Origin of the sequence: Pantoea alfalfae (assembly GCF_019880205.1) — a bacterium.
Classification (GTDB): Bacteria; Pseudomonadota; Gammaproteobacteria; order Enterobacterales; family Enterobacteriaceae; genus Pantoea; species Pantoea alfalfae.
Genome location: NZ_CP082292.1, coordinates 3178234 through 3204510, shown reverse-complemented (window position 1 = coordinate 3204510; position 26277 = coordinate 3178234). Strand labels below are relative to the sequence as shown.

Below are 26277 nucleotides of genomic sequence, written 5' to 3'. Positions count from 1 at the left end.
TTTATCTCAGTCTGTTACGCCCCCAACCGGACGGCGGGACAGAGTAAATTTTCCGCAAATAAGTGTCTGCAGGTACCTATGTACACAGGCACGAACCGAGGATTCTGGAATGGCTGACATTACCGCTGCATTGGTAAAAGAACTGCGCGAGCGTACTGGCGCTGGCATGATGGATTGCAAAAAAGCGCTGACTGAAGCGAACGGCGACATTGAGCTGGCGATTGAGAACATGCGTAAGTCTGGCGCAATCAAAGCAGCGAAAAAAGCAGGCAACGTTGCTGCTGATGGCGTAATCAAAACCAAAATCGTTGGCGACTATGGCGTGATTCTGGAAGTGAACTGCCAGACTGACTTCGTAGCAAAAGATGGCGGTTTCCAGGCGTTCGCAGACAAAGTTCTGGATGCGGCTGCCGCTGATCGCGTCACTGACGTTGAAGTCCTGAAAGCGCAGTTCGAAGAAGAGCGCGTTGCACTGGTTGCGAAAATCGGTGAGAACATCAACATCCGTCGCGTTGCAATCCTGGAAGGCGCAGAGCTGGGCAGCTACCTGCACGGCGCGCGTATCGGCGTTCTGGTTTCAGCGAAAGGCGCTAACGAAGATCTGATCAAACAGATCGCGATGCACGTTGCAGCGAGCAAGCCTGAATTCGTTAAGCCAGAAGACGTTTCTGCTGACGTGGTTGATAAAGAGTACCAGGTTCAGCTGGACATCGCGATGCAGTCTGGCAAGCCAAAAGAGATCGCAGAGAAGATGGTTGAAGGCCGTATGAAGAAATTCACCGGTGAAGTCTCTCTGACGGGGCAGGCTTTCGTTATCGACCCAAGCAAAACCGTTGGCCAGGCTCTGAAAGAGCAGGGCGCTGACGTCATCAACTTCATCCGCTTCGAAGTGGGCGAAGGCATCGAGAAAGTTGAGTCTGACTTCGCTGCAGAAGTTGCAGCAATGTCCAAACAGTCTTAATGCTCTGAAAGAACCGCCAGATGGCGGTTCTTTTTTGTCTGTGAATCGCAACAGACACGTTTTCAGTTTCATCCCAATAGCATTTTCTTTGCGGTAAGCGGATGATCGATCAGAATTTACTTCTCCTTTACACCCAATCTTCCAGGAAGAACTGACCATGGCGACCAACGCAAAACCTGTTTATCAACGTATCCTGCTTAAACTCAGCGGCGAAGCTCTGCAAGGCGCTGAAGGTTTTGGTATCGACGCGAGTGTGCTTGACCGCATGGCACAAGAGGTAAAAGAGCTGGTTGAGCTGGGCATCCAGGTTGGCGTGGTAATTGGCGGAGGGAACCTGTTCCGCGGCGCGAGCCTGCAGCAGGCAGGGATGAACCGTGTCGTAGGTGACCACATGGGTATGCTGGCGACCGTGATGAACGGCCTGGCGATGCGTGATGCACTGCACCGCGCCTATGTGAATGCACGCCTGATGTCAGCGATTCCACTGAATGGCGTCTGTGACAACTACAGCTGGGCAGAAGCGATCAGCCTGCTGCGTAACAACCGCGTAGTCATCTTCTCCGCCGGTACCGGCAACCCATTCTTTACCACCGACTCTGCGGCGTGTCTGCGCGGCATTGAGATTGAAGCGGACGTGGTACTGAAGGCGACCAAAGTTGACGGCGTCTACTCTGCCGATCCGGTGAAAAGCCCGGATGCGACACTGTATGATCAACTGACCTATGCCGAAGTCCTGGATAAAGAGCTGAAAGTGATGGATCTGGCGGCCTTTACCCTGGCGCGTGACCACAAATTACCTATCCGTGTTTTCAACATGAATAAACCTGGCGCACTGCGTCGCGTAGTGATGGGTGAAAAAGAAGGTACCCTGATTACGCATTAATACCCGAGGCGAGATAAAATAAGGTATATTCTGTCAGCGCGATGAGAATGCATCGCGCACCAGTCAGGATTATCGATGATTATCGATCCCGCTTCCGGTTATGCCGGAACTGGCCAGGTCAAACCGAATCCAAGGGTTTCAACGTGATTAACGACATCAAAAAAGATGCTGACACGCGCATGGAAAAATGCGTTGAAGCATTCAAAACGACCATCAGCAAAGTGCGCACCGGTCGTGCGTCACCTACGCTGCTCGACGGCATCGTCGTCGAATATTACGGCACGCCGACGCCACTGCGTCAGCTGGCTTCTGTCACTGTGGAAGATTCACGCACGCTGAAAATCAACGTGTTTGATCGTTCACTGAGTCCGGCAGTCGAAAAAGCGATCATGAAGTCTGATCTCGGTCTGAACCCAAGTTCAGCCGGTACTGACATCCGTGTTCCGCTGCCAGCGCTGACAGAAGAGCGTCGTAAAGATCTGATTAAAATCGTGCGCGGCGAAGCCGAGCAGGGCCGTGTGTCGGTACGTAACGTCCGTCGCGATGCCAACGATAAAATCAAAGCGCTGCTGAAAGATAAAGAAATCAGTGAAGACGACGAACGTCGTGCGCAGGACGAAGTGCAAAAAATGACCGATGCGTACATCAAGAAAGTTGATGCTGCACTGTCAGAAAAAGAGACGGAGTTGATGGATTTCTGATTCCATCACTGCCGGACAAAACGCCGTACAGAGAGGTATTCATATGAATGCGACATCTGGCGGCGTTTTACATTGTGCCTGCGGGCACGCTGACTTCACACGGATAGCCTCATGAAGCGATTAACTCTGCTGGGATCCACCGGCTCGATCGGCACCAGTACGCTGGCGGTGGTTCGCGCCAACCCAGAGCTTTATCAGATTACGGCGCTGGTTGCCGGCCATAACGTGGCGCTGATGGCCGAACAGTGTGCGGCCTTTACGCCACGCTACGCCTGCATGGCAGACGAGGCTTCTGCCGCTGCGCTACGTGAGCGACTGAGAGCAATCAGGGTCAATACTGAAGTGCTCTCCGGCGTTCAGGCAGCCTGTGAGCTGGCTGCGCTGGATGAGGTGGATCAGGTGATGGCGGCCATTGTCGGTGCATCAGGTTTACTGCCAACGCTGGCCGCCATTCGCGCCGGTAAAACGGTGCTGCTGGCCAACAAAGAATCGCTTGTCACCTGCGGCCGTTTGTTTATGGAGGCGGTGCGTCATCATAACGCGCAGTTACTACCGGTCGACAGCGAGCATAACGCCATTTTTCAGAGTTTACCGGCTACCATCCAGCATCAGTTAGGTTACGCTGACCTGCGGGATAATGGCATTGAGTCAATTATCCTTACGGGATCGGGTGGTCCTTTTCGTGACACAGATTTAGCAGATCTCAGCGCCATGTCGCCAGATCAGGCCTGTGCACATCCGAACTGGTCGATGGGGAGAAAAATCTCCGTCGATTCGGCCACCATGATGAATAAAGGTCTTGAGTACATTGAAGCCCGTTGGTTGTTTAATGCCAGCGCAGCGCAGATGGAAGTAATCCTTCACCCACAGTCGGTGATTCACTCCATGGTGCGATACTGCGATGGCAGCGTGCTGGCTCAGTTAGGTTCTCCCGATATGCGTACGCCCATTGCCCATAGCATGGCGTGGCCTTCGCGCATCAAAGCAGGCGTGACGCCGCTGGATTTTACCCGCATGTCGGCGCTGAGCTTTGCAGAACCTGATTTTAGTCGCTATCCCTGCCTGAAGCTGGCCATTGATGCCTGTGAGGCAGGGCAGGCGGCGACCACCACGCTGAATGCAGCCAACGAGGTTGCCGTCGCGGCTTTCCTGAATCACCAGATCCGCTTCACCGACATCGCGGCGCTTAATAGCGCGGTGATGGCGGCACAAGTGTGTCCGGAGCCGGATTCGGTGGACGCTGTCCTTGAAATTGATCGCTCCTCGCGCGCGCTGGCGGCAGAAATGTTGCCGCGCTTCACGTCGTGAAGCCGATCGTTATGAGGCCATTTGTTCGCTTCAGGTGAAAATGGTATAGTCGCTGGCTCGCGTTTCACGGTCTGTCACCGAATTCGGTGTGGCCCGGCACCAAAAGCGTGTCGGGATTTGAACCGGGCGCAATGTATTCAGAAACCACAGCATTTCTGATGAAAGGAATTGGTTAAGCGTTATGTCGTCTAACAATCACAACAACACTGATGACCAGCAGGGAAACGGTCCGCGCCATGTCGCTATCATCATGGATGGCAATGGTCGCTGGGCCAAAAATCAGGGAAAATTGCGCATTTCAGGCCACAAAGCGGGCGTTAAATCGGTGCGCCGTGCCGTCAGCTTTGCGGTCAGCAACAATCTTGAAGCCCTGACGCTTTACGCCTTCAGCAGTGAAAACTGGAGCCGTCCGGCACAGGAAGTCACCGCGTTAATGGAACTGTTTGTCTGGGCGCTCGACAGCGAAGTTAAAAGCCTGCACAAACACAATGTTCGCTTACGCGTCATTGGCGATACCAGCCGTTTCAGCCCGCGTATTCAGGAACGTATTCGCCGTTCTGAGACGCTGACCGCAAATAATAGTGGCCTGACGCTCAACATTGCTGCCAACTATGGCGGCCGTTGGGATATTATCGAAGGCGTGAAAAAACTGGCTGAGCAGGTGCAGGAAGGATTACTGCGTCCTGACCAGATTACCGAAGAGAGCCTGACGTCGCAGCTCTGTATGCAGGAGCTGGCGCCAGTGGATTTAGTGATAAGGACCGGGGGAGAGCATCGGATTAGCAACTTCCTGCTGTGGCAAATTGCCTATGCTGAATTCTATTTTACCGATGTGCTCTGGCCGGATTTCGATGAACACGTTTTTGAAGGTGCACTGAATGCATTCTCTCTGCGGGAGCGTCGTTTTGGCGGCGCTGCACCAGGCGGCGCCTGAGCAATCTGGGGGTAACCTTTGCTGAAGTCTCGTCTGATTACCGCGTTGATATTAATTCCGCTGGTAATCGCTGCACTGTTCTGGTTACCACCTGTGGGCTTTGCTCTCACTACCATCGTTATCTGTATGCTGGCCGCCTGGGAATGGGGTCAGTTTGCAGGCATGGCATCACGGCAACAGCGCGTCTGGCTGGCTGTACTTTGTGGTCTGCTGCTGGCGCTGATGCAGTTTACGCTGCCACCTTATCAACATACGGTGCATCTGCCACAGATCGCGACATCGCTTTGGGCGTCGCTGGTGTGGTGGGGCGCTGCACTGCTGCTGGTGCTCTCCTATCCCGCTTCTGCGGCCTTCTGGCGCCATTCGCGTCCCCTTCGCTTACTGTTTGGCGTATTAACGCTGGTCCCGTTTTTCTGGGGCATGGTGGCGCTGCGCCAGTATCACTATGACACCGACCACTTCGCCGGTGCCTGGTGGCTGCTGTTTGTGTTGCTGCTGGTGTGGGGAGCGGATTCAGGTGCCTATATGTTTGGCAAGATGTTCGGCAAGCACAAGCTGGCGCCAAAGGTCTCACCAGGCAAAACCTGGGAAGGCTTCCTGGGCGGTCTGGTCACCTCGGCGCTGATTGCAGTGCTGTTTGCGACGCTGGCGCCACTGACGGTTTCCACCGGTACGCTGGTGATTTGCGCGATTATCGCGACGCTGGCCTCCGTGCTGGGCGACCTCACTGAGAGCATGTTTAAACGTGAAGCGGGCATCAAAGACAGTGGTAATCTGATTCCTGGTCACGGCGGCATTCTTGATCGTATTGATAGTCTGACTGCGGCGGTGCCGGTGTTTGCCTGTTTATTGCTGCTGGTGTTCCGCACCCTTTAAGGACAGGCAAAGATGTTGAGCATAATCTGGAGTTTCTTCGCCTTTATCGTTGCGCTGGGCGTGTTGATTACCGTTCATGAGTTTGGCCATTTCTGGGTCGCTCGTCGCTGTGGCGTCAAAGTTGAGCGCTTTTCCATTGGGTTTGGTAAGTCGCTCTGGCAGCGCCGTGACCGCCACGGCACGGAATTTGTCATCGCGCTGATTCCCCTTGGTGGCTACGTTAAAATGCTCGACGAACGTGTCGAAAGCGTACCAGCCGAGCTGCGTCATCAGGCTTTTAATAATAAAGCTGTCTGGCAACGCGCCTCCATCATCGCGGCAGGTCCTGTCGCTAACTTCCTCTTTGCCATCTTTGCTTACTGGGTTGTGTTTATTCACGGCGTGCCGGGTGTGCGCCCGGTGATCGGTGAAATTTTAAACGGTTCGGTGGCTGCGGAAGCGCAAATTGCGCCCGGCATGGAACTTAAGGCCGTTGACGGTATCGAAACGCCTGACTGGGATGCTGTGCGTATGGCGCTGGTGGGTAAAATCGGCGACAGCAGCACCACGTTAACGGTGGCACGATTTGGCGAGGATGCGACTCAGCAGAAGCAGCTGGATTTGCGTAACTGGCAGTTTGAGCCTGATAAGCAGGATCCGGTCGTCGCATTAGGCATTCAGCCTCGCGGTCCGCAAATTGAGACCACACTGGCAGAAGTACAGGCGAATTCGCCAGCCAGTGAAGCCGGTTTGCAAGCAGGCGACAGGATCGTTAAAGTCGATGGTCAGCCATTATCGCAGTGGCAGACATTTGTGACCCAGGTCCGGGACAATCCCGGCAAAAGCATGACGCTTGAGGTGGATCGCGGCGGTGAGTCAATTGCGCTGACGATGACGCCAGAAGCGAAAGCTGGCACGACAGCGGGCTTTGCGGGTGTGATTCCGCGCATTGTTCCGCTGCCCGAAGAGTACAAGACGGTAAGGCAGTATGGCGCGTTTGCGGCTATCGGTGAGGCCAGTGTAAAAACCTGGCAGCTGATGAAGCTCACCGTTTCCATGCTGGGCAAGTTAATAACCGGTGATGTGAAGCTGAACAATCTGAGCGGGCCAATCTCGATTGCGCAGGGTGCAGGGTTGTCAGCAGAATATGGGTTGATTTATTACCTGATGTTCCTGGCGTTGATTAGCGTCAACCTGGGCATTATCAACCTGTTCCCTTTGCCGGTTTTAGATGGTGGGCACCTGCTGTTCCTGGCGATCGAAAAGATCAAAGGTGGACCGGTGTCCGAGCGAGTTCAGGACTTTAGTTATCGCATCGGCTCAATTTTGCTGGTGCTGTTAATGGGGCTTGCACTTTTCAATGATTTCTCACGTTTGTAACCGCTGGAACGCGAACATTCGAGGGATGTGTTAGGAAAACGCATAACAACGATGGCGATGAAAAAGTTGCTCATAGCGTCGCTGCTGTTTAGCAGCGCCACCGTTTACGGTGCAGACGATTTCGTGGTGAAGGATATTCATTTCGAAGGGCTGCAGCGAGTCGCCGTCGGCGCGGCTCTGCTGAGCATGCCAGTACGGGTTGGCGATACGGTGAATGACGATGATGTCAGAAATACCATTCGCTCGCTGTTCGCTACTGGCAACTTTGAGGATGTTCAGGTCCTGCGAGACGGTACAACGCTGATTGTCCAGGTCAAAGAACGTCCTACCATTGCCAGCATTACCTTCACCGGTAACAAAGCGGTGAAAGAGGATCAGCTCAAACAAAATCTGGAAGCTTCAGGCGTCCGTGTCGGCGAAGCGCTGGACCGTACTACTATCTCTTCTATCGAGAAGGGACTTGAAGACTTCTATTACAGCGTCGGTAAATATACCGCTAACGTGAAAGCCGTGGTCACGCCACTGCCGCGTAACCGCGTTGATCTGAAGCTGGTCTTTACGGAAGGTGTCTCTGCCAAAATTCAGCAGATCAACATCGTCGGTAATAAAGCCTTCAGCTCAGATGAACTGATCTCCCGCTTCCAGCTGCGCGATGAAGTGCCATGGTGGAACGTGGTGGGCGATCGTAAATACCAGAAGCAGAAACTGGCGGGCGACCTCGAAACCCTGCGCAGCTTCTATCTGGATCGCGGTTATGCACGTTTCAACATCGATTCGACCCAGGTCAGCCTGACGCCAGATAAAAAAGGCATCTACATCACGGTGAATATCACCGAGGGCGATCAGTACAAAATCGCTGGTGTAATCGTCAATGGCAGCATGGCGGGCCATTCAGCAGAAATTGAACATCTGACCAAAATTCCGGCAGGCGAGCTTTATAACGGTGCCAAAGTCACGAAAATGGAAGATGACATCAAGAAACTGCTGGGCCGCTATGGCTATGCCTATCCGCGCGTAGCCACACAGCCTGAAATCAATGACACCGATAAAACCGTCAAACTGCATATCAACGTGGATGCGGGCAATCGTTACTACGTGCGTAACGTCCGTTTCGAAGGCAATGACACGTCAAAAGATTCGGTGTTACGTCGCGAAATGCGTCAGATGGAAGGTGCATGGCTGGGCAGCGATCTGGTTGAACAGGGTAAAGAGCGTCTGAACCGTACCGGTTACTTTGAAACCGTTGATGTGGATACGCAGCGTGTACCAGGTGCGCCGGACCAGGTTGATGTGGTCTACAAGGTTAAAGAGCGCAACACCGGCACCTTCAACTTCGGCGTCGGTTATGGCACTGAAAGTGGTGTGAGCTTCCAGGTCGGGGTAACGCAGGATAACTGGCTGGGCACCGGTAATACCGTGGGCATCAGCGGGACCAAAAATGATTATCAGACCTATGCTGAATTCTCGCTTACTGACCCTTACTTCACCGTTGATGGTGTGAGTCTGGGTGGTCGTCTGTTCTACAACGACTTCAAAGCGGACAATGCGGACCTTTCTGACTATACCAACAAAAGTTATGGTCTGGATGGCACGCTTGGCTTCCCGGTTAACGAAAACAACACCTTGCGTGTCGGTCTTGGCTATGTCCACAACGACCTGTCAAACATGCAGCCGCAGGTTGCGATGTGGCGTTATCTGGATTCAGTCGACAAGCCGCAACAGCTTAATGATAAAGGCGAATTCTCAGCCGATGACTTCACCTTTAACTACGGCTGGACTTACAACACGCTGGACCGCGGCTTCTTCCCGACATCCGGTAACCGTACCAACCTGAATGGTAAGGTAACGATTCCAGGCTCAGATAACAGCTTCTATAAGGCCACGCTGGACACTCAGCAGTATGTGCCGATTAACCAGGATCGTACCTGGGTGCTGCTGGGCCGTGGTCGTGTCGGTTATGGCGATGGACTCGACGGCAAAGAGATGCCGTTCTATGAGAACTTCTACGCCGGTGGTTCGAGCACCGTGCGTGGCTTCCAGTCCAACACCATTGGACCGAAAGCGGCTTACTACAATAACAACTCGTCGAACTGCCGAATTGCCGATCCGAATGGCGTCTGTAAGTCTGACGATGCGGTGGGCGGTAACGCCATGGCGATTGCCAGTCTTGAGCTGATTACGCCAACGCCGTTCCTGAGCGAAAAGTATGCTAACTCGGTGCGTACCTCGGTGTTTGTCGATGCCGGTACCGCGTGGGATACCCATTGGGAAAATACGGATCAAACGCGCGCAGCGGACATTCCCGACTACAGCGATCCTAACAATATCCGCGTATCAAGCGGTGTGGCGCTGCAGTGGATGTCACCGCTCGGTCCGCTGGTGTTCTCGTACGCCCAGCCGATTAAGAAAGTCGATGGAGACAAGTCAGAGCAGTTCCAGTTTAACATTGGTAAAACCTGGTAATGTTCTGAGCATGGATGCATAGCTGAAGTCTTGCTGCCGGGCAGCACCTGTTGCTGTTCCGGAGCAAACACTGTGTCGCTGACACAAACGTTGATGGTAAGGAGTTTATAGTGAAAAAGTTGTTGTGTGCCGCAGGTCTGGGTCTTGCTTTAGCGGTCTCCGCTGGTGTTCAGGCTGCCGACAAAATTGCAGTGGTAAACGTGTCCAGCATTTTCCAACAGTTACCGCAACGTGCGACTGTTGCTAAACAGCTGGAAAACGAGTTCAAAGGCCGTGCAACTGAGTTGCAGAGCCAGGAGCGCGATCTGCAGACCAAAATGCAGCGTCTGCAGCGTGACGGTTCTACCATGAAGGCCAGCGAACGCAGCCGTATGGAAAAAGATGTCATGTCTCAGCGTGAAGCCTTCTCTTCAAAAGCGCAGGCTTTTGAGCAGGATAATCGCCGTCGTCAGATGGAAGAGCGTAACAAGCTGCTGAGCCGTATTCAGGATGCCGTTAAGAAAGTCGCTGACAGCGATGGTTATGACGTCGTGATCGACGCTAACGCGGTGGCTTATGCATCAAACGCAAAAGACATCACTGCTGACGTGCTGAAACAGGTTAAATAATTCATGTCATCTATTCGACTGGCTGATTTAGCCCAGCAGTTGGATGCAGAATTGCACGGAGATGGCGATATCGTCATCTCCGGCATTGCTTCTATGCAATCCGCCACAACTGGCCAAATCACTTTTCTTGCAAACAGCCGTTACCGCGAGCAACTCGCCCTGATAAAGGCCTCAGCCGTGGTGCTGACGGAAGCGGATCTGGAGTGGTGCAAAACCGCAGCCCTGGTAGTCAAAAACCCCTACCTGACCTATGCGCGTATGGCACAGATACTCGATACCACCCCACAGCCAGCGCAGAATATCGCCCCAAGCGCGGTAATCGATCCCTCAGCCCGACTTGGCAATAACGTTGCCATTGGTGCCAATGCGGTGATCGAAGCGGACGTTGAGCTGGGTGATAACGTGGTCATTGGTGCGGGATGCTTTGTTGGCAAAAAAACCCGTATCGGCAGCGGAACCCGCCTCTGGGCCAACGTCTCGGTTTATCACGAGATCGAAATCGGCCAGGATTGTCTGATTCAGTCAGGTACCGTCATCGGTTCTGATGGTTTTGGCTACGCCAATGATCGCGGTAACTGGGTGAAAATCCCGCAGTTAGGCGCGGTAATTATCGGTGATCGCGTCGAAATAGGTGCCTGCACTACCATCGATCGCGGTGCGCTTGATAACACTCTGATCGGCAATGGTGTTATCATAGACAACCAGTGCCAGATCGCTCACAACGTAGTTATTGGCGACAATACTGCGGTTGCAGGCGGTGTGATCATGGCGGGTAGTCTGAAGATTGGACGTTACTGTATGATTGGCGGTGCCAGCGTCATTAACGGCCATATGGAAATCTGTGACAAAGTAACGGTGACCGGTATGGGTATGGTCATGCGTCCTATCACAGAGCCTGGTGTCTATTCGTCAGGCATTCCGCTGCAACCCAACAAAACCTGGCGCAAAACTGCAGCGCTGGTGATGAACATCGATGATATGAGCAAACGCTTAAAAGCCATCGAGCGCAAGGTCGGCAAAGACGACTAACCGCCATCCCAAAACTGACCGGCTTTCATAATAAAAATGTTAAGCAGGGAAGCCCGGCGCCACAGAACCTATTTGCGGCCTGCGGAAGATCATTTTGATCTGTGCAGGCCGTGTTATTGACGTCATCAGATTTTTAGGACAGGAAGAGTATTTTGACTACTGAAACTCATACTCTGAAAATTGAAGAGATTTTAGAGCTGCTGCCGCACCGCTATCCGTTTCTATTGGTAGACCGCGTGCTGGAATTTGAAGAGCACAAATACCTGCGTGCAGTGAAGAACGTTTCTGTTAATGAACCGTTTTTCCAGGGGCACTTCCCTGGTAAACCGATTTTTCCTGGCGTTCTGATACTGGAAGCGATGGCGCAGGCCACCGGTATTCTGGCGTTTAAAAGCGTAGGTAAACTGGAACCAGGTGAACTCTATTACTTTGCCGGTATCGACAGTGCCCGTTTCAAGCGCCCTGTGGTACCAGGCGATCAGATGATCATGGAAGTCACTTTCGAGAAAACCCGCCGTGGTCTGACCCGCTTTAAAGGCGTGGCGACTGTCGATGGTAAAATCGTTTGTGAAGCGACCATGATGTGTGCCCGTAGCCGGGAGGCATAATTCGTGATTGATCCAACCGCCACTATCCATCCCAGTTCAGTCATCGAAGAGGGCGCTGTTATTGGCGCCCGCGTTCACATTGGCCCTTTTTGCTTTATTGGCGCGAATGTGGAGATCGGTGAAGGAACGGTACTGAAGTCACACGTTGTGGTTAATGGCCACACGCGCATCGGTAAAGATAATCAGATCTATCAGTTCGCCTCGATTGGTGAAGTGAATCAGGATCTGAAATATGCCGGTGAGCCAACGCGGGTTGAGATCGGCGATCGCAACCGCATTCGTGAAAGCGTGACGATTCATCGCGGCACCACGCAGGGGGGCCATGTCACCACCGTGGGCAGCGATAATCTGCTGATGGTAAATGTCCATATTGCGCATGACTGCGTGATTGGCAACCGCTGTATCTTCGCTAACAACGCCACCCTGGGTGGTCACGTGACGGTCGATGATTTCGCCATTATTGGCGGCATGACAGCGGTACATCAGTGGTGCATCATCGGTGCTCACGTGATGGTAGGTGGCTGTTCCGGCGTGGCGCAGGATGTGCCGCCTTACGTTATTGCGCAGGGCAACCACGCGACGCCGTTCGGAATCAATATTGAAGGTCTTAAGCGCCGTGGCTTCAGCAAAGAGTCGTTGCACGCCATTCGCAACGCCTACAAGCTGCTCTACCGCAGCGGCAGAACGCTGGAAGAAGTGAAGCCGGAGATTGAAGCCATCGCGCAGCAGCACAGCGAAGTGCAGCCTTTCTACGACTTCTTCACCCGTTCAACCCGTGGATTAATTCGTTAATCCATGTCAGCGCGTCCTTTAACGATTGCCCTGGTCGCCGGAGAAACCTCCGGCGATATTCTTGGTGCGGGTCTCATTCGTGCCCTGAAAGCCCGTCATCCTGATGCACGCTTTGTCGGCGTGGCGGGCCCACTGATGCAGGCTGAAGGGTGCGAAGCCTGGTATGAGATGGAAGAGCTGGCGGTGATGGGCATTGTCGAGGTGCTGGGTCGCCTGCGACGTCTGCTGACAATCCGCCGCGATCTCACCCGGCGCTTTACCGGACTCAGACCCGATGTCTTTGTCGGCATTGATGCGCCCGATTTCAATATCACGCTGGAAGGCAATCTCAAACGCACGGGCATTCGCACGATCCACTATGTCAGCCCTTCGGTGTGGGCATGGCGGCAAAAGCGCGTGTTTAAGATTGGCCGTAATACCGATCTGGTACTGGCCTTCCTGCCGTTTGAAAAAGCTTTCTACGATCGCTATAACGTTCCCTGTCGCTTTATCGGCCACACCATGGCGGATGCCATGCCGCTGCAACCCGACAAACTGGCTGCGCGCCGTCATCTCGGTATTGCCGATGATGCACTGTGTCTGGCCCTGCTGCCCGGCAGCCGTGGTGCGGAAGTGGAAATGCTCAGCGCTGATTTCCTGAAAACAGCTCAACTGTTGCGTCGTCACTATCCGGCGCTGGAAATCGTGGTGCCGCTGGTTAATGCCCGTCGTCGCGAACAGTTTGAGAAAATCAAAGCCGACGTCGCTCCCGAACTGCCGATGCATCTGCTGGATGGTCAGGGACGTGAAGCGATGATTGCGAGTGATGCCGCACTCCTGGCGTCAGGTACTGCCGCACTGGAGTGCATGCTGGCAAAATGCCCTATGGTCGTCGGTTATCGAATGAAGCCGGCCACGTTCTGGCTGGCGAAACGGCTGGTAAAAACGCCTTACGTCTCGCTGCCAAATCTGCTGGCCGGGCGTGAGCTGGTCAAAGAGTTACTGCAGGATGAGTGTCAGCCAGAAGCCCTGGCCGCGGCATTAGATCCGCTGCTGCATGCCGGGCCTGAGCGCGAAACCCTGCTGCAGACGTTTCATGAATTACATCAACAGATCCGCTGGCACGCCGATGAGCAGGCAGCGGATGCGGTACTGGAGCTGGTGAATGCCTGATTTTATCTATCCTGTCGCCAGGCTGATTGCCGGTGTGGACGAAGTGGGGCGCGGTCCGCTGGTCGGCGCGGTCGTCACTGCTGCAGTCATCCTCGACCCGGCTAATCCGATTACCGGCCTGGCTGATTCCAAAAAGCTGTCGGAAAAGCGCCGCCTGTCGTTGTATGACGAAATCAAAGAGAAGGCGCTGGCATGGAGTCTGGGACGTGCAGAACCTGAAGAGATCGACCAGCTCAACATCCTGCATGCCACCATGCTGGCGATGCAGCGCGCGGTCGCTGGCCTGAGTATCCAGCCCGACTATGTACTGATTGATGGTAATCGTTGCCCGGCGCTGCCCATGCCTTCACAGGCTGTCGTCAAAGGGGATAGCCTGGTGGCCGAAATCAGTGCAGCCTCCATCATCGCCAAAGTATCGCGCGATCGCGAGATGGCCGAGCTGGATCTGCTTTTCCCGCAGTATGGCTTTGCGCAGCACAAAGGTTATCCGACGGCGCTGCATATGGAAAAACTGACGCAGTATGGCGCCACGCCGCACCACCGTCGCAGTTTTGCGCCTGTACGCAACGCGCTGCTCGACGCTGAAGTACTGGCTGCCCGCCAGACCCTTACGCTTTAATAGCCTGACGCTGTTTTAACCGGAAACTGATATGGCTGAACCCCGTTTTATACATCTCCGTGTCCACAGTGACTATTCGATGGTTGATGGCCTGGCGAAAACCGGGCCATTGATCAAGAAGGCAGCTGCCCTTGGCATGCCTGCTATCGCAATTACCGACTTCACTAACCTTTGTGGTCTGGTGAAATTTTACGGTGGCGCACACAGCGCAGGGATAAAGCCGGTCATTGGTGCCGATTTCAACGTTGCCAGCGAGTTGATGGGGGATGAGCTGACCCAACTTACCGTGCTGGCTTCAAGTAATACCGGCTATCAGAATCTGACGCTGCTGATCTCCCGCGCCTATCAGCGTGGTTATGGCGTGGATGGACCGATCATCGATCGCGACTGGCTGATTGAGTTGCAGGAAGGGTTAATCCTGCTGTCGGGCGGACGGCGTGGCGATGTGGGCCGCAGCCTGCTGCGTGGCAATAACGCCCTGGTGTCGCAGTGTCTGTCGTTTTACCAGCAGCATTTCCCTGATCGCTACTATCTGGAGCTGATCCGCACCGGTCGTCAGGACGAAGAGAGCTATCTGCATGCCGCCGTTGAGCTGGCCATTGCCGAGGGCATCCCGGTCGTCGCCACCAATGAAGTCTGCTTTATCAACGCAGAAGATTTCGACGCGCACGAAATTCGCGTTGCGATTCACGACGGCTATACGCTGGATGATCCCAAGCGTCCGCGCAACTACAGTCCTCAGCAATATATGCGCAGCGAAGAAGAGATGTGCGAGCTGTTCTCGGACATCCCGGAAGCGCTGGAAAACAGCGTAGAGATTGCTAAGCGTTGTAACGTCACGGTCCGGCTCGGCGAGTACTTCCTGCCGCAGTTCCCGACCGGCGACATGACCACTGAAGATTATCTGGTGGTGAAATCCCGTGAGGGACTGGAAGAGCGTCTGGTGTTCCTGTTCCCGGACGAGGCTGAGCGCGCGGAAAAACGCCCGGAATATGATGAGCGTTTGGAAATTGAACTCAACGTTATCAACCAGATGGGATTCCCGGGCTACTTCCTGATCGTAATGGAGTTCATCCAGTGGTCCAAGGATAACGGTGTGCCGGTCGGACCGGGGCGTGGTTCGGGTGCGGGTTCGCTGGTGGCCTATGCGTTGAAAATCACCGATATCGATCCGCTGGAATTTGACCTGCTGTTCGAACGCTTCCTGAACCCTGAACGTGTCTCAATGCCCGACTTCGACGTCGACTTCTGCATGGAGAAGCGCGATCAGGTGATCGAACATGTCGCCGATATGTACGGACGTGAAGCGGTTTCACAGATCATTACCTTCGGCACCATGGCAGCGAAAGCGGTTATCCGCGATGTGGGCCGCGTGCTGGGTCATCCTTACGGCTTCGTTGACCGTATTTCAAAACTGATCCCGCCCGATCCCGGCATGACGCTGGAAAAAGCGTTTATTGCTGAACCACAACTTCCTGCGATGTATGACGCAGATGAAGAGGTGAAAGCGCTCATCGACATGGCGCGCAAGCTGGAAGGGGTGACGCGTAACGCCGGTAAGCATGCGGGTGGCGTGGTCATTGCGCCAACGAAGATCACCGATTTTGCGCCGCTCTATTGCGATGAGCACGGCCAGTTCCCGGTCACCCAGTTCGATAAAAATGATGTGGAATATGCCGGACTGGTGAAGTTCGACTTCCTGGGGCTGCGTACGCTGACCATCATCGACTGGGCGCTGAAGATGATCAATCCGCGCCGGGAAAAAGAGGGACTGGAGCCGATCGATATCGCCGCGATCCCACTGGATGATAAGAAAAGCTTCGATATGCTGCAGCGCTCGGAAACCACCGCAGTGTTCCAGCTTGAATCGCGCGGCATGAAAGATCTGATTAAGCGTCTTAAGCCCGACTGCTTCGAAGATATGATCGCACTGGTGGCGCTGTTCCGTCCTGGTCCTCTGCAGTCCGGCATGGTAGACAACTTCATTGACCGTAAGCATGGCCGGGAAGCGATCTCCTATCCCGACATCCAGTGGCAGCATGAAAGCCTGAAGCCAGTACTGGAGCCAACGTACGGCATCATCCTCTATCAGGAACAGGTGATGCAGATCGCCCAGGTCCTGTCCGGTTACACCCTGGGCGGTGCAGATATGCTGCGTCGCGCCATGGGTAAAAAGAAACCTGAGGAGATGGCCAAACAGCGTTCAGTCTTCCGCGACGGTGCCGAAAGCATGGGCATCGACGGCGAACTGTCGATGAAGATCTTCGATCTGGTGGAAAAATTTGCAGGGTATGGCTTTAACAAGTCACACTCTGCGGCCTACGCACTGGTCTCCTATCAGACGCTGTGGCTGAAAGCGCACTATCCGGCTGAGTTTATGGCGGCGGTTATGACCGCCGATATGGATAACACCGAGAAAGTAGTCGGCCTGGTCGATGAGTGCTGGCGGATGGGGTTGAAAGTCCTGCCGCCCGATATTAACTCCGGTCTCTATCCGTTCCATGTTAACGAAGCGGGCGAGATCGTGTACGGCATAGGCGCGATCAAAGGCGTGGGCGAAGGTCCGATCGAAGCGATCATCGACGCCCGTAACGAAGGCGGCTATTTCCGCGAGCTGTTTGATCTCTGCGCCCGTACCGATACCAAAAAGATCAACCGTCGGGTGATGGAGAAACTGATTATGTCCGGGGCCTTTGATCGCCTCGGACCGCATCGCGCGGCGCTGATGAGTGCACTCAGCGACGCGCTGAAAGCGGCCGATCAACACGCGAAAGCGGAAGCGATTGGTCAGGCAGATATGTTTGGCGTACTGGCAGAAGAGCCGGAGCAGGTTGAGAAATCGTACGCCAGCGTCACACCCTGGCCTGAGCAGGTGCAGCTGGATGGTGAACGGGAAACGCTGGGCTTGTACCTGACCGGCCACCCGATTAATCAGTATCTGAAAGAAATTGAGCGTTACGTTGGCGGGGTGCGGCTGAAAGATATGCATCCTACCGATCGGGGTAAAATTACCGTGGCGGCCGGTCTGGTGATCGCCGCGCGGGTAATGGTGACCAAACGCGGCAACCGAATTGGTATCTGTACTCTGGACGATCGCTCCGGTCGTCTTGAGGTGATGTTATTTACCGATGCGTTAGATAAATACCAGCAGTTGCTGGAGAAAGACCGAATCCTGATCGTCAGCGGACAGGTCAGCTTTGATGACTTCAGTGGTGGGCTTAAAATGACCGCGCGTGAAGTCATGGACATCGACGAAGCTCGCGAAAAATACGCGCGCGGACTTGCTATCTCGCTGACGGACAGGCAAATTGATGACCAGCTATTAAACCGACTCCGTCAGTCCCTGGAACCCCATCGATCAGGGACTATTCCGGTGCATCTCTACTATCAGAGAGCCGACGCGCGAGCGAAGCTGCGCTTTGGTGCAGCGTGGCGAATTTCGCCCAGCGATCGTTTACTTAACGATCTGCGCTCGTTGATTGGATCGGAGCAGGTGGAACTGGAGTTTGACTAGAACAGGAACATTATGAGTCTTAATTACCTGGATTTTGAACAGCCAATTGCAGAACTGGAAGCGAAGATTGATTCGCTGACCTCGATTGGTCGTCAGGATGATAAACACGTTAATCTGGATGAAGAAGTTCAGCGTCTGCGTGAGAAAAGCGTTGAGCTGACCCGTAAAATCTTCGCCGATTTGGGCGCATGGCAAATTGCCCAACTGGCACGCCATCCTTTACGTCCTTACACCTTTGACTACGTTCGCAACGCCTTCGACGATTTCGATGAGCTGGCGGGCGACCGTGCTTATGCGGACGACAAAGCGATTGTCGGCGGGATTGCGCGTCTTGATGGACGTCCGGTGATGATCATCGGGCACCAGAAAGGCCGTGAAACCAAAGAGAAGATTCGCCGTAACTTCGGCATGCCCGCACCGGAAGGCTACCGCAAAGCGCTGCGCCTGATGGAGATGGCTGAACGTTTCAAAATGCCAATCATCACCTTCATCGACACACCGGGTGCTTATCCGGGCGTGGGCGCGGAAGAGCGTGGGCAGTCTGAAGCGATTGCCCGCAACCTGCGTGAAATGTCTGGTCTGAAAGTACCCGTGATCTGTACGGTCATCGGTGAAGGCGGTTCAGGTGGCGCGCTGGCAATTGGCGTGGGCGATAAAGTGAATATGCTGCAGTACAGCACTTATTCAGTGATCTCGCCGGAAGGCTGTGCTTCCATTCTGTGGAAAAGCGCTGACAAAGCACCGCTTGCCGCCGAAGCGATGGGCATTACTGCACACCGTCTGAAAGAGCTGAAGCTGATTGACTCCGTCATCCCTGAACCGCTGGGTGGCGCGCATCGTCGTCCGGTGGATATGGCGCAGTCACTCAAGCAGCAGCTGCTGGCTGACCTGGCCGACCTCGATGGATTAACCACCGAGGAGCTGCTGGATCGTCGTTATCAGCGTCTGATGAGCTATGGCTACGCCTGATTTTAGCCCATCAATAAAAGCGGACTTCGGTCCGCTTTTTTTATGCCGCCAGTTCAGCCCCCGCACGCGGTCTGACGCCTTTCAGCCTCATCTGATCGTCCCCTTGCTACACCTTCCCTGAGTTAGCGGTTATGCTTGTCCGGTTCCACAACAATCAGGGAGAGGGGCATTGAATATTCTGGCGATCATGGGCGCGCACGGCGTGTTTTATAAAGATGAACCGTTACGCGAACTCGACGCGGCGTTAAATCTGCAAGGCTTCCAGCTGCTTTACCCGAAAAACAGTGATGATCTGCTGAAGCTGATTGAACACAATCCGCGTATCAGCGGCGTCATCTTCGACTGGGATGCACACAACAGTCCTGAACTGTGTGGTGAGATTAATCAGCTCAACGAATACCTGCCGCTGTACGCCTTTATTAATACCCACTCACAGATGGACATCAGCATCAATGAGATGCGCATGCCGCTGCACTTTTTTGAATATGCGCTGAATGCCGCCGACGATATCGCGCTGCATATCCGGCAGTATACCGATGACTATCTCGACCACATTACGCCGCCGCTGACCAAAGCATTGTTCACCTATGTGAAAGAGGGCAAGTACACCTTCTGCACACCGGGCCATATGGCGGGCACCGCATTTCAGAAGAGCCCGGTAGGCTGCCTGTTCTACGATTTCTTCGGGGCCAATACGCTGAAGTCGGACATCTCCATTTCAGTGACCGAGCTGGGTTCGCTGCTGGATCACACCGGCCCGCACCTTGAAGCGGAAGAGTACATCGCACGCACGTTTGGCGCCGAGCAGAGTTATATGGTGACCAATGGCACCTCAACGTCGAACAAAATTGTCGGCATGTATGCGGCCCCGGCGGGCAGCACCGTATTGATCGATCGCAACTGCCACAAGTCTCTGACTCATCTGCTGATGATGAGCGATCTGGTCCCGATCTGGCTGAAGCCAACCCGCAATGCGCTGGGGATTCTCGGCGGTATCCCGAAGCACGAGTTCACCCGTGAGAGCATTACGCAGAAGGTCGCGACCACCGATCGCGCTACCTGGCCGGTGCATGCGGTGATCACCAACTCCACTTACGATGGGCTGCTCTACAATACCCAGTTCATTAAAGAGACGCTGGATGTGCCGTCAATTCATTTCGATTCAGCCTGGGTGCCTTACACCAATTTCCATCCGATTTATGCCGGTAAAAGCGGCATGAGTGGCGATCGTATTCCGGGCAAGGTGATATACGAGACGCAATCGACCCACAAACTGCTGGCGGCGTTCTCGCAGGCCTCCATGATTCACATTAAAGGCGACTACGACGAACAGACGTTTAACGAAGCCTACATGATGCACACCACCACCTCGCCCAATTACGCTATTGTCTCCTCAATTGAAACTGCCGCCGCCATGCTGCGTGGTAACCCCGGTAAGCGGTTAATCAATCGCTCGGTGGAACGCGCGCTGCACTTCCGTCGGGAAATCCAGCGCCTGCGCGAAGAGTCTGACAGCTGGTTCTTCGATATCTGGCAGCCGGAACAGATTGATGAAGCGCAATGCTGGGCGATCCAGCCCGGCGACGAAGAGTGGCACGGATTTACGCAGGCCGATCGTGACCACATGTACCTCGATCCGATCAAGGTCACCATTCTGACGCCAGGTATGAGCGAGCTGGGTGAGATGGCGGAAGAGGGGATCCCGGCCGCGCTGGTAGCGAAGTTTCTCGATGAGCGCGGCATTGTAGTGGAGAAGACCGGCCCCTATAACCTGCTGTTCCTGTTCAGTATCGGCATCGACAAAACCAAAGCGATGAGCGTGCTGCGCGGTCTGACCGAGTTTAAACGCGCCTACGATCTCAATCTGCGGGTGAAAAATATGCTGCCGGATCTCTACGCTGAAGATCCCGACTTTTATCGAAATATGCGTATCCAGACGCTGGCGCAGGGGATCCATCAGCTGATCCGCCATCACGATCTGCCGCGTCTGATGCTGCAGGCATTTGATGTGCTGCCCGAAATGAAGATGACGCCGCATCAGGCGTTTCAGCAGCAGGTGAAGGGCAATATCGAAACGGTGGATCTCAGTGAACTGGTCGGGCGGGTGTCGGCCAACATGATTCTGCCTTATCCGCCAGGCGTTCCACTGGTGATGCCGGGCGAGATGATTACGGAGAAGAGCCGTGCTGTGCTCGACTTCCTGCTAATGCTGTGCAGCATTGGCCGGCGTTATCCGGGCTTCGAAACCGATATTCACGGTGCCAGCCTGACGGAAGAGGGCGAGTACCGCGTTCGCGTGCTAAAAAACGATCCCGCGTAAACCCTTAAACCACTCACAGCGGCAGGCGGTCTGCGGGCAGCCTGCCTGAATCAGGACATTCACTATGTTGCAGTTAACCGCTATTCACCACATCGCCATCATCGCGTCCGACTATCAGCGCAGCAAAGCGTTCTATTGTGACGTGCTGGGCTTTCGCCTGATGGGCGAAGTTTACCGCGAGGCGCGCGACTCCTGGAAAGGCGACCTGGCCTTACAGGATCGCTATACCATTGAGCTGTTCTCTTTCCCTGAGCCGCCGGCGCGGGTCAGTCATCCCGAAGCATGTGGCCTGCGCCACCTGGCCTTTACCGTGCCGGATGTGGTCGCTGCTGTCGCCACGCTGGCCGATAAAGGTGTTATCTGCGAGCCGATTCGCATTGATGAACTGACCGGTAAACAGTGTACGTTCTTTACGGATCCGGATGGTTTGCCGCTGGAGCTTTATCAGGCGTAAAATAGCGCGTTCAGCGGGCGACATTCAGTGGCCCGATTTTTCGGATGCCGCTATGTCTTTGCCCGCTTTTGACGCTCTGTTGCAACCTGATGCCGCGCTGGTAGTCGCATTCAGCGGCGGACTCGATTCAACGGTGCTGCTGCATCAGCTTCGCGGCTGGCAGCAGCAGCATCCTCAGTCGCGCCTGCGGGCGTTGCATGTGCATCACGGTCTTAGCCCGAATGCCGATGCATGGGCCGCCCATTGCCAGACGATATGCGAACAGTTGCAGCTGACATGTGACGTGCTGCGCGTGACGGTGGATGACAGGGAAACCGGGATTGAAGCAGCCGCCCGCACCGCCCGTTATCAGGCGCTGAGCGCCGCGCTCAAGCCGGGCGAGATATTACTTACCGCGCAGCACCTCGACGATCAGTGTGAAACCTTTCTGCTGGCGCTGAAGCGCGGCAGTGGTCCTGCCGGGCTGGCTGCGATGCCATCATCGCGCATGCTGGGTTCCCATCAGCTGGTGCGTCCGCTGCTGAATCAGTCGCGAAAGTCGCTGGAAGCTTACGCCGACGTACATCAGCTGGTGTGGATAGATGATGAAAGCAATCAGGATCTTCGCTACGATCGTAACTTCTTACGCCAGCGGCTGCTGCCTGAGCTTTATCAGCGCTGGCCCCATTTTGCCGAGGCAACGGCCCGAAGTGCGGCATTGTGCAGTGAACAGGAGCAGTTGCTGGATGAACTGCTCGCCGGGCAACTGGCCGAGCTGATCCAGCCTGACGGCAGCCTTTATTTTCCACCTTTAATGAACATGAGCGCGCTGCGTGCTAACGCGTTATTGCGCCGCTGGATCGCCGGACAGGGTGGGGCGATGCCATCCCGTGATGCGCTGAAGCGTATTTGCGATGAAGTGATGGCAAGCCGGGAAGATGCACAGCCCCGGCTACGCTTCGGTCAGGCTGAATTGCGTCGGTACCGTCAGCAACTCTACTGGCTGCCGTTATTCCCGTCACTGCGAGACACTGAGCTGGCATGGCCCGATATTCGCCAGCCGCTGGATTTACCACAGAATCTCGGCACGCTGCGAGCCAGCCAGTCACAAAGCCTGTTACGCTATCCTCAGCCGGATGAGCAGATCAGCGTGCGGTTCCATGCGCAGGGTCACGTTCATGTGGTGGGTCGCAATGGCGGAAGAGAAATGAAAAAGCTTTGGCAGGAGTTACAGATACCGCCGTGGCAGCGAGAACGGCTGCCGTTAATTTTTTACAACCAGGCGCTGGTCTGTCTACCGAATCTCTTTGTCACCCATGCTGGCGCGGCCAGTGATCAGCAGGGCTGGCAGATAGTCTGGGACATGACACCTGCGCAGGAGAGCAATAACAATGAAGCAATGGCTTATCGCCTGTTTAGTGGCCGCCGTGTTACCGGCATGGGCGGCGGGTGATGCGCACCGCGGCGCAGAAAAAGCGGCCAGTTGCATGGCGTGTCATGGCGCAGCGGGCAAAGCGGCGGTGCCGCTCTACCCAAACCTGGCCGGACAACACGCCCCTTATCTGGAGCATGCGCTGCAGGCCTACAAAAAGGGTGAGCGCAGCGGGGGTCAGGCTGAGGTCATGAAGGCGTTTGTGGCGGGATTAAGCGATAGCGATATGGCGGATCTGGCGGCGTACTACAGTTCGTTACAGCCCTGATGTTTAAACGGGCGGGAAGGTCCCGCCCGGAATGCGTGGATTACTCTGCGCTGACCACGACCGTACCCAGTTCGGGATGGGTAAAGCTGGCGATATGATCGAGACGTAATTCGCGATGCTCACCGGAAAGATCGATAGCCAGATATTCCACATTCTTGCGTGAAAAGATCTCTTTAGCCTTTGCCTTGAGCTGCTCGCCATCTTTCATTTCCAGCGACAGCATCCAGTGGTTCTGGCAGGCGAGCTCCAGATTATCGTAATCATCGCAATTGATAGGTTGGTACGCTTCATTTATCAACATAGTCGCTCACCAATAAGTTAGCAGCGGCGTAAGCCGCCTGTTCCCTGACAGAAGAGTTTAGCTCAGTATTTGCGGCAATATCATTAAGTGCCTTTAATGCGCAGCCAATCGCATCCGGTATGTAACCTAAATCCCCGCTGCCGATTTCGGCATATTTCCGGCGAACTAACTCACAATAATTTTGCACGTGGCCCTCCTCAGCAGAGCGTAAATACTCTGGTTAACTGGCGACTATATCATAGCCATTTGGAGGAAATCAGCCTGTGTAAAGCAGGATCAGTGCGCGAATCACTGCTAAAGTGACAGATTCCGCTGTCTCAGGCGGACTGAATCAGAGCACAAAAGGTTAAATTGATGAACAGGTTATCGGAGGTCAACGTGATTAAGGTATGGGGAGAGCGCTAATGATTATGCTATCCCGTTCGGTTGAGATTCCGGAGAGTGAGATCGAGCTGACGGCGATTCGTGCCCAGGGTGCAGGCGGACAACATGTCAACAAAGCCAGCACCGCCATTCATCTGCGTTTCGATATTGCGGCCTCTTCACTGCCTGCGTTTTATAAAGAGCGACTGCTCACCGCCAGCCATCATCTGATTACCGGTGATGGCGTCGTGGTGATTAAGGCGCAGGAGTATCGTAGTCAGGAGATGAATCGTGAAGCGGCGCTGCAACGTCTGGTCAATCTGATCCAGGAGCTGAGCACCGTCGAAAAAGCCCGGCGCGCCACGCGCCCGACACGCGCCTCGAAAGAACGTCGTCTGGAAGGAAAAGCGCGACGCAGTTCGACTAAATCGATGCGCGGCAAGGTGCAATAAAAAACGCCCCGCAGGCGGGGCGTTTGAGTACTTATAACTTCAGGGGCGAGCCTTGAAGAGATTCCGAGCTTTCTCAGGGAACCGGGTCAGACCGGAAAGTCGCTAAAGCCATCCATGGCCGCTTTCCTCTTCTGACCCGGTTCCTTTCACGTTGAACTCATCAGTTGCGGCCAGATTCAGCCCGCTTTGACTAACGCTAAGAACTTACTTATTCAGAGCCTTCAGCAGGAAATCAACGATTTCATCCTGCTTAATCATCTGCTTCTCACCGGCACGACGTGATTTATATTCAATCTCCTGATTGTCGAGATTGCGGTCGCCGATGACGATGGTGTGCGGCACACCGATCAGTTCCATATCTGCGAACATCACGCCCGGACGCTCTTTACGGTCATCCAGAATAACCTCAACGCCCCTGGCTCGCAGGGTGGCATACAGCTCTTCCGCCAGCTCTTTAACGCGGAACGATTTCTGCATATTCATCGGCAGAATTGCCACTTCGAACGGTGCCAGTGCGGCTGGCCAGATGATGCCGCGATCGTCATGGTTCTGCTCAATGGCTGCGGCAACCACGCGAGTGATGCCGATGCCATAGCAGCCCATGCTCATCACCTGATTACGGCCATCTTCACCCTGAACGGAGGCTTTCAGCGCGTCAGAATACTTGGTGCCGAGCTGGAAGATGTGACCCACTTCGATGCCGCGTTTGATCTGCAGCGTACCTTTGCCATCCGGGCTTAAATCGCCTTCGACCACGTTACGGATATCTGCAACGCTGGCCAGCGGCAGATCGCGCTCCCAGTTAATGCCGAAGTAGTGTTTACCATCGACGTTGGCACCGGCGCTGAAGTCGCTCATCTTCGCCACGGTACGGTCAGCAATGATCGGCATCTGCAGACCAACCGGGCCGATTGAACCCGGTCCGGCACCCACTGCGGCGCGAATCTCTTCTTCGGTCGCGAACACCAGCGGTGACGCAACGATCTCTGACTTCTCCGCTTTGATCTCATTAAGCTGATGATCGCCGCGTACCAGCAGGGCAACCAGCGCGTGGCCGCTCTCTTCGGCACCTTTAACAATCAGCGTTTTCACTGTTTTTTCAACAGGCACACTGAATTGCTCAACCAGCTCCACGATGGTTTTTGCGTCTGGCGTCTCAACCAGCTGCATCTCCTGCGATGGCGCGGCACGTTCACCCGCGGGGGCAACGGCTTCGGCCAGCTCAATGTTGGCGGCGTAATCAGAATCGGTAGAGAAGATCACATCATCTTCACCGCTCTGCGCCAGTACCTGGAACTCATGTGATGCGCTGCCGCCGATAGAGCCAGTGTCGGCCTGCACGGCACGGAAATCCAGGCCCATACGGCTGAAAATCTGGCTATAAGCGCGGTACATCGCGTCATAGGTTTCCTGCAGCGATTCCTGCGACGTATGGAATGAGTAAGCATCTTTCATGATGAACTCGCGTGAACGCATCACGCCAAAGCGCGGACGGACTTCATCACGGAATTTGGTCTGAATCTGATAGAGGTTGAGTGGCAGTTGCTTATAAGAGCTCAGCTCATTGCGGATCAGGTCAGTGACCACCTCTTCATGCGTCGGACCCAGCACGAACGGACGTTCGTGGCGATCGGCAATACGTAACAGTTCCGGGCCATACTCCTCCCAGCGACCGCTCTCCTGCCACAGGTCGGCGGGCTGCACAACCGGCATTAAAATCTCAACCGCGCCCGCGTTGTTCATCTCTTCACGCACGATGTTTTCGACTTTCTTCAGCACGCGAACCCCGGTCGGTAACCAGGTGTACAAGCCAGAAGCCAGTTTGCGGATCATACCGGCGCGCAGCATCAGCTGGTGGCTGATCACTTCAGCGTCGGAAGGCGTCTCTTTCTGAGTAGAGAGCAGATATTGAGTAGTACGCATTGATTACGG

General features: G+C 54.6%; 24 protein-coding genes. 21 read left to right on the top strand and 3 right to left on the bottom strand.

The genetic code is table 11. The features are described from left to right. Positions 1–109: 109 nt before the first annotated feature. The 20 genes from tsf to K6R05_RS15075 all read left to right on the top strand — a co-directional run bounded on the left by tsf (position 110) and on the right by K6R05_RS15075 (position 23229). Positions 110–961, top strand: coding sequence for a translation elongation factor Ts (gene tsf / locus K6R05_RS15170; protein WP_013356839.1), 852 nt, complete (start codon positions 110–112; stop codon positions 959–961). A 157-nt stretch (positions 962–1118) separates the two neighbouring features. Continuing rightward, positions 1119–1844 carry a UMP kinase gene (pyrH, locus tag K6R05_RS15165; RefSeq protein WP_013356840.1) on the top strand — a complete coding sequence of 242 codons (726 nt, stop codon included), beginning with the start codon at positions 1119–1121 and terminating at the stop codon, positions 1842–1844. A gap of 143 nt (positions 1845–1987) precedes the next feature. Continuing rightward, entirely contained in the window at positions 1988–2545 is a 558-nt protein-coding gene (gene frr / locus K6R05_RS15160; RefSeq protein ID WP_161735487.1) for a ribosome recycling factor, read from the top strand. A gap of 111 nt (positions 2546–2656) precedes the next feature. Next, positions 2657–3853 carry a 1-deoxy-D-xylulose-5-phosphate reductoisomerase gene (gene ispC / locus K6R05_RS15155; RefSeq protein ID WP_161735489.1) on the top strand — a complete coding sequence of 399 codons (1197 nt, stop codon included), beginning with the start codon at positions 2657–2659 and terminating at the stop codon, positions 3851–3853. Positions 3854–4034: 181 nt separating this feature from the next. Further along, complete coding sequence (gene ispU / locus K6R05_RS15150; protein WP_009091989.1) at positions 4035–4787, top strand: (2E,6E)-farnesyl-diphosphate-specific ditrans,polycis-undecaprenyl-diphosphate synthase; 753 nt, start codon at positions 4035–4037, stop codon at positions 4785–4787. 18 nt (positions 4788–4805) lie between these two features. Next, positions 4806–5663 (top strand): phosphatidate cytidylyltransferase, encoded by an 858-nt coding sequence (cdsA, locus tag K6R05_RS15145; protein ID WP_161735491.1) that lies wholly within the window; start codon positions 4806–4808, stop codon positions 5661–5663. 12 nt (positions 5664–5675) lie between these two features. Next, positions 5676–7022 carry a sigma E protease regulator RseP gene (gene rseP / locus K6R05_RS15140; protein WP_161735492.1) on the top strand — a complete coding sequence of 449 codons (1347 nt, stop codon included), beginning with the start codon at positions 5676–5678 and terminating at the stop codon, positions 7020–7022. Between the two features lie 51 nt (positions 7023–7073). Continuing rightward, positions 7074–9485 carry an outer membrane protein assembly factor BamA gene (bamA, locus tag K6R05_RS15135; protein ID WP_222924509.1) on the top strand — a complete coding sequence of 804 codons (2412 nt, stop codon included), beginning with the start codon at positions 7074–7076 and terminating at the stop codon, positions 9483–9485. Between the two features lie 110 nt (positions 9486–9595). Then, complete coding sequence (skp, locus tag K6R05_RS15130; protein ID WP_003852644.1) at positions 9596–10093, top strand: molecular chaperone Skp; 498 nt, start codon at positions 9596–9598, stop codon at positions 10091–10093. A gap of 3 nt (positions 10094–10096) precedes the next feature. Then, on the top strand, positions 10097–11122 hold the full coding sequence (lpxD, locus tag K6R05_RS15125; protein ID WP_013356846.1) for a UDP-3-O-(3-hydroxymyristoyl)glucosamine N-acyltransferase: 1026 nt from the start codon (positions 10097–10099) through the stop codon (positions 11120–11122). 152 nt (positions 11123–11274) lie between these two features. Continuing rightward, the gene (fabZ, locus tag K6R05_RS15120) at positions 11275–11730 is read left to right on the top strand and encodes a 3-hydroxyacyl-ACP dehydratase FabZ (RefSeq protein WP_003852639.1); all 456 of its coding nucleotides are present in this window, start codon (positions 11275–11277) and stop codon (positions 11728–11730) included. Between the two features lie 3 nt (positions 11731–11733). Next, positions 11734–12522, top strand: a complete 789-nt coding sequence (gene lpxA, locus K6R05_RS15115) for an acyl-ACP--UDP-N-acetylglucosamine O-acyltransferase (RefSeq protein WP_013356847.1) — start codon at positions 11734–11736, stop codon at positions 12520–12522. Positions 12523–12525: 3 nt separating this feature from the next. Next, a complete protein-coding gene (lpxB, locus tag K6R05_RS15110; protein ID WP_161735496.1) occupies positions 12526–13674 on the top strand; it encodes a lipid-A-disaccharide synthase in 1149 nt (382 codons plus the stop codon). Then, positions 13667–14293 carry a ribonuclease HII gene (gene rnhB, locus K6R05_RS15105; protein WP_161735498.1) on the top strand — a complete coding sequence of 209 codons (627 nt, stop codon included), beginning with the start codon at positions 13667–13669 and terminating at the stop codon, positions 14291–14293. The genes lpxB and rnhB overlap by 8 nt, the downstream gene beginning before the upstream one ends. Before the next feature lie 31 nt (positions 14294–14324). Continuing rightward, entirely contained in the window at positions 14325–17807 is a 3483-nt protein-coding gene (dnaE, locus tag K6R05_RS15100) for a DNA polymerase III subunit alpha (protein WP_161735500.1), read from the top strand. Between the two features lie 12 nt (positions 17808–17819). Further along, positions 17820–18776, top strand: coding sequence for an acetyl-CoA carboxylase carboxyl transferase subunit alpha (gene accA, locus K6R05_RS15095; protein WP_013356851.1), 957 nt, complete (start codon positions 17820–17822; stop codon positions 18774–18776). A gap of 169 nt (positions 18777–18945) precedes the next feature. Further along, a complete protein-coding gene (locus tag K6R05_RS15090; protein ID WP_222924507.1) occupies positions 18946–21096 on the top strand; it encodes a lysine decarboxylase LdcC in 2151 nt (716 codons plus the stop codon). 64 nt (positions 21097–21160) lie between these two features. After that, the gene (locus K6R05_RS15085; RefSeq protein WP_161735504.1) at positions 21161–21550 is read left to right on the top strand and encodes a VOC family protein; all 390 of its coding nucleotides are present in this window, start codon (positions 21161–21163) and stop codon (positions 21548–21550) included. Positions 21551–21602: 52 nt separating this feature from the next. Beyond that, positions 21603–22982, top strand: a complete 1380-nt coding sequence (tilS, locus tag K6R05_RS15080; protein WP_260059232.1) for a tRNA lysidine(34) synthetase TilS — start codon at positions 21603–21605, stop codon at positions 22980–22982. Further along, the gene (locus tag K6R05_RS15075) at positions 22921–23229 is read left to right on the top strand and encodes a c-type cytochrome (protein WP_161735506.1); all 309 of its coding nucleotides are present in this window, start codon (positions 22921–22923) and stop codon (positions 23227–23229) included. Before tilS ends, K6R05_RS15075 begins: the two co-directional genes overlap by 62 nt. A gap of 40 nt (positions 23230–23269) precedes the next feature. On the opposite strand, the gene rof is transcribed toward K6R05_RS15075, so the two are convergent. Beyond that, on the bottom strand, positions 23270–23530 hold the full coding sequence (rof, locus tag K6R05_RS15070) for a Rho-binding antiterminator (protein WP_150010675.1): 261 nt from the start codon (positions 23528–23530) through the stop codon (positions 23270–23272). Next, complete coding sequence (locus K6R05_RS15065) at positions 23517–23717, bottom strand: YaeP family protein (RefSeq protein ID WP_003852623.1); 201 nt, start codon at positions 23715–23717, stop codon at positions 23517–23519. The genes rof and K6R05_RS15065 overlap by 14 nt, the downstream gene beginning before the upstream one ends. Positions 23718–23934: 217 nt before the next feature. Between K6R05_RS15065 and arfB the strand changes: the two genes are divergently transcribed. Continuing rightward, positions 23935–24345: an alternative ribosome rescue aminoacyl-tRNA hydrolase ArfB gene (gene arfB, locus K6R05_RS15060; RefSeq protein ID WP_003852622.1), complete on the top strand. Its 411-nt coding sequence runs from the start codon at positions 23935–23937 to the stop codon at positions 24343–24345. Between the two features lie 204 nt (positions 24346–24549). On the opposite strand, the gene proS is transcribed toward arfB, so the two are convergent. Then, positions 24550–26268 carry a proline--tRNA ligase gene (proS, locus tag K6R05_RS15055; protein ID WP_161735508.1) on the bottom strand — a complete coding sequence of 573 codons (1719 nt, stop codon included), beginning with the start codon at positions 26266–26268 and terminating at the stop codon, positions 24550–24552. Positions 26269–26277 lie beyond the last annotated feature (9 nt).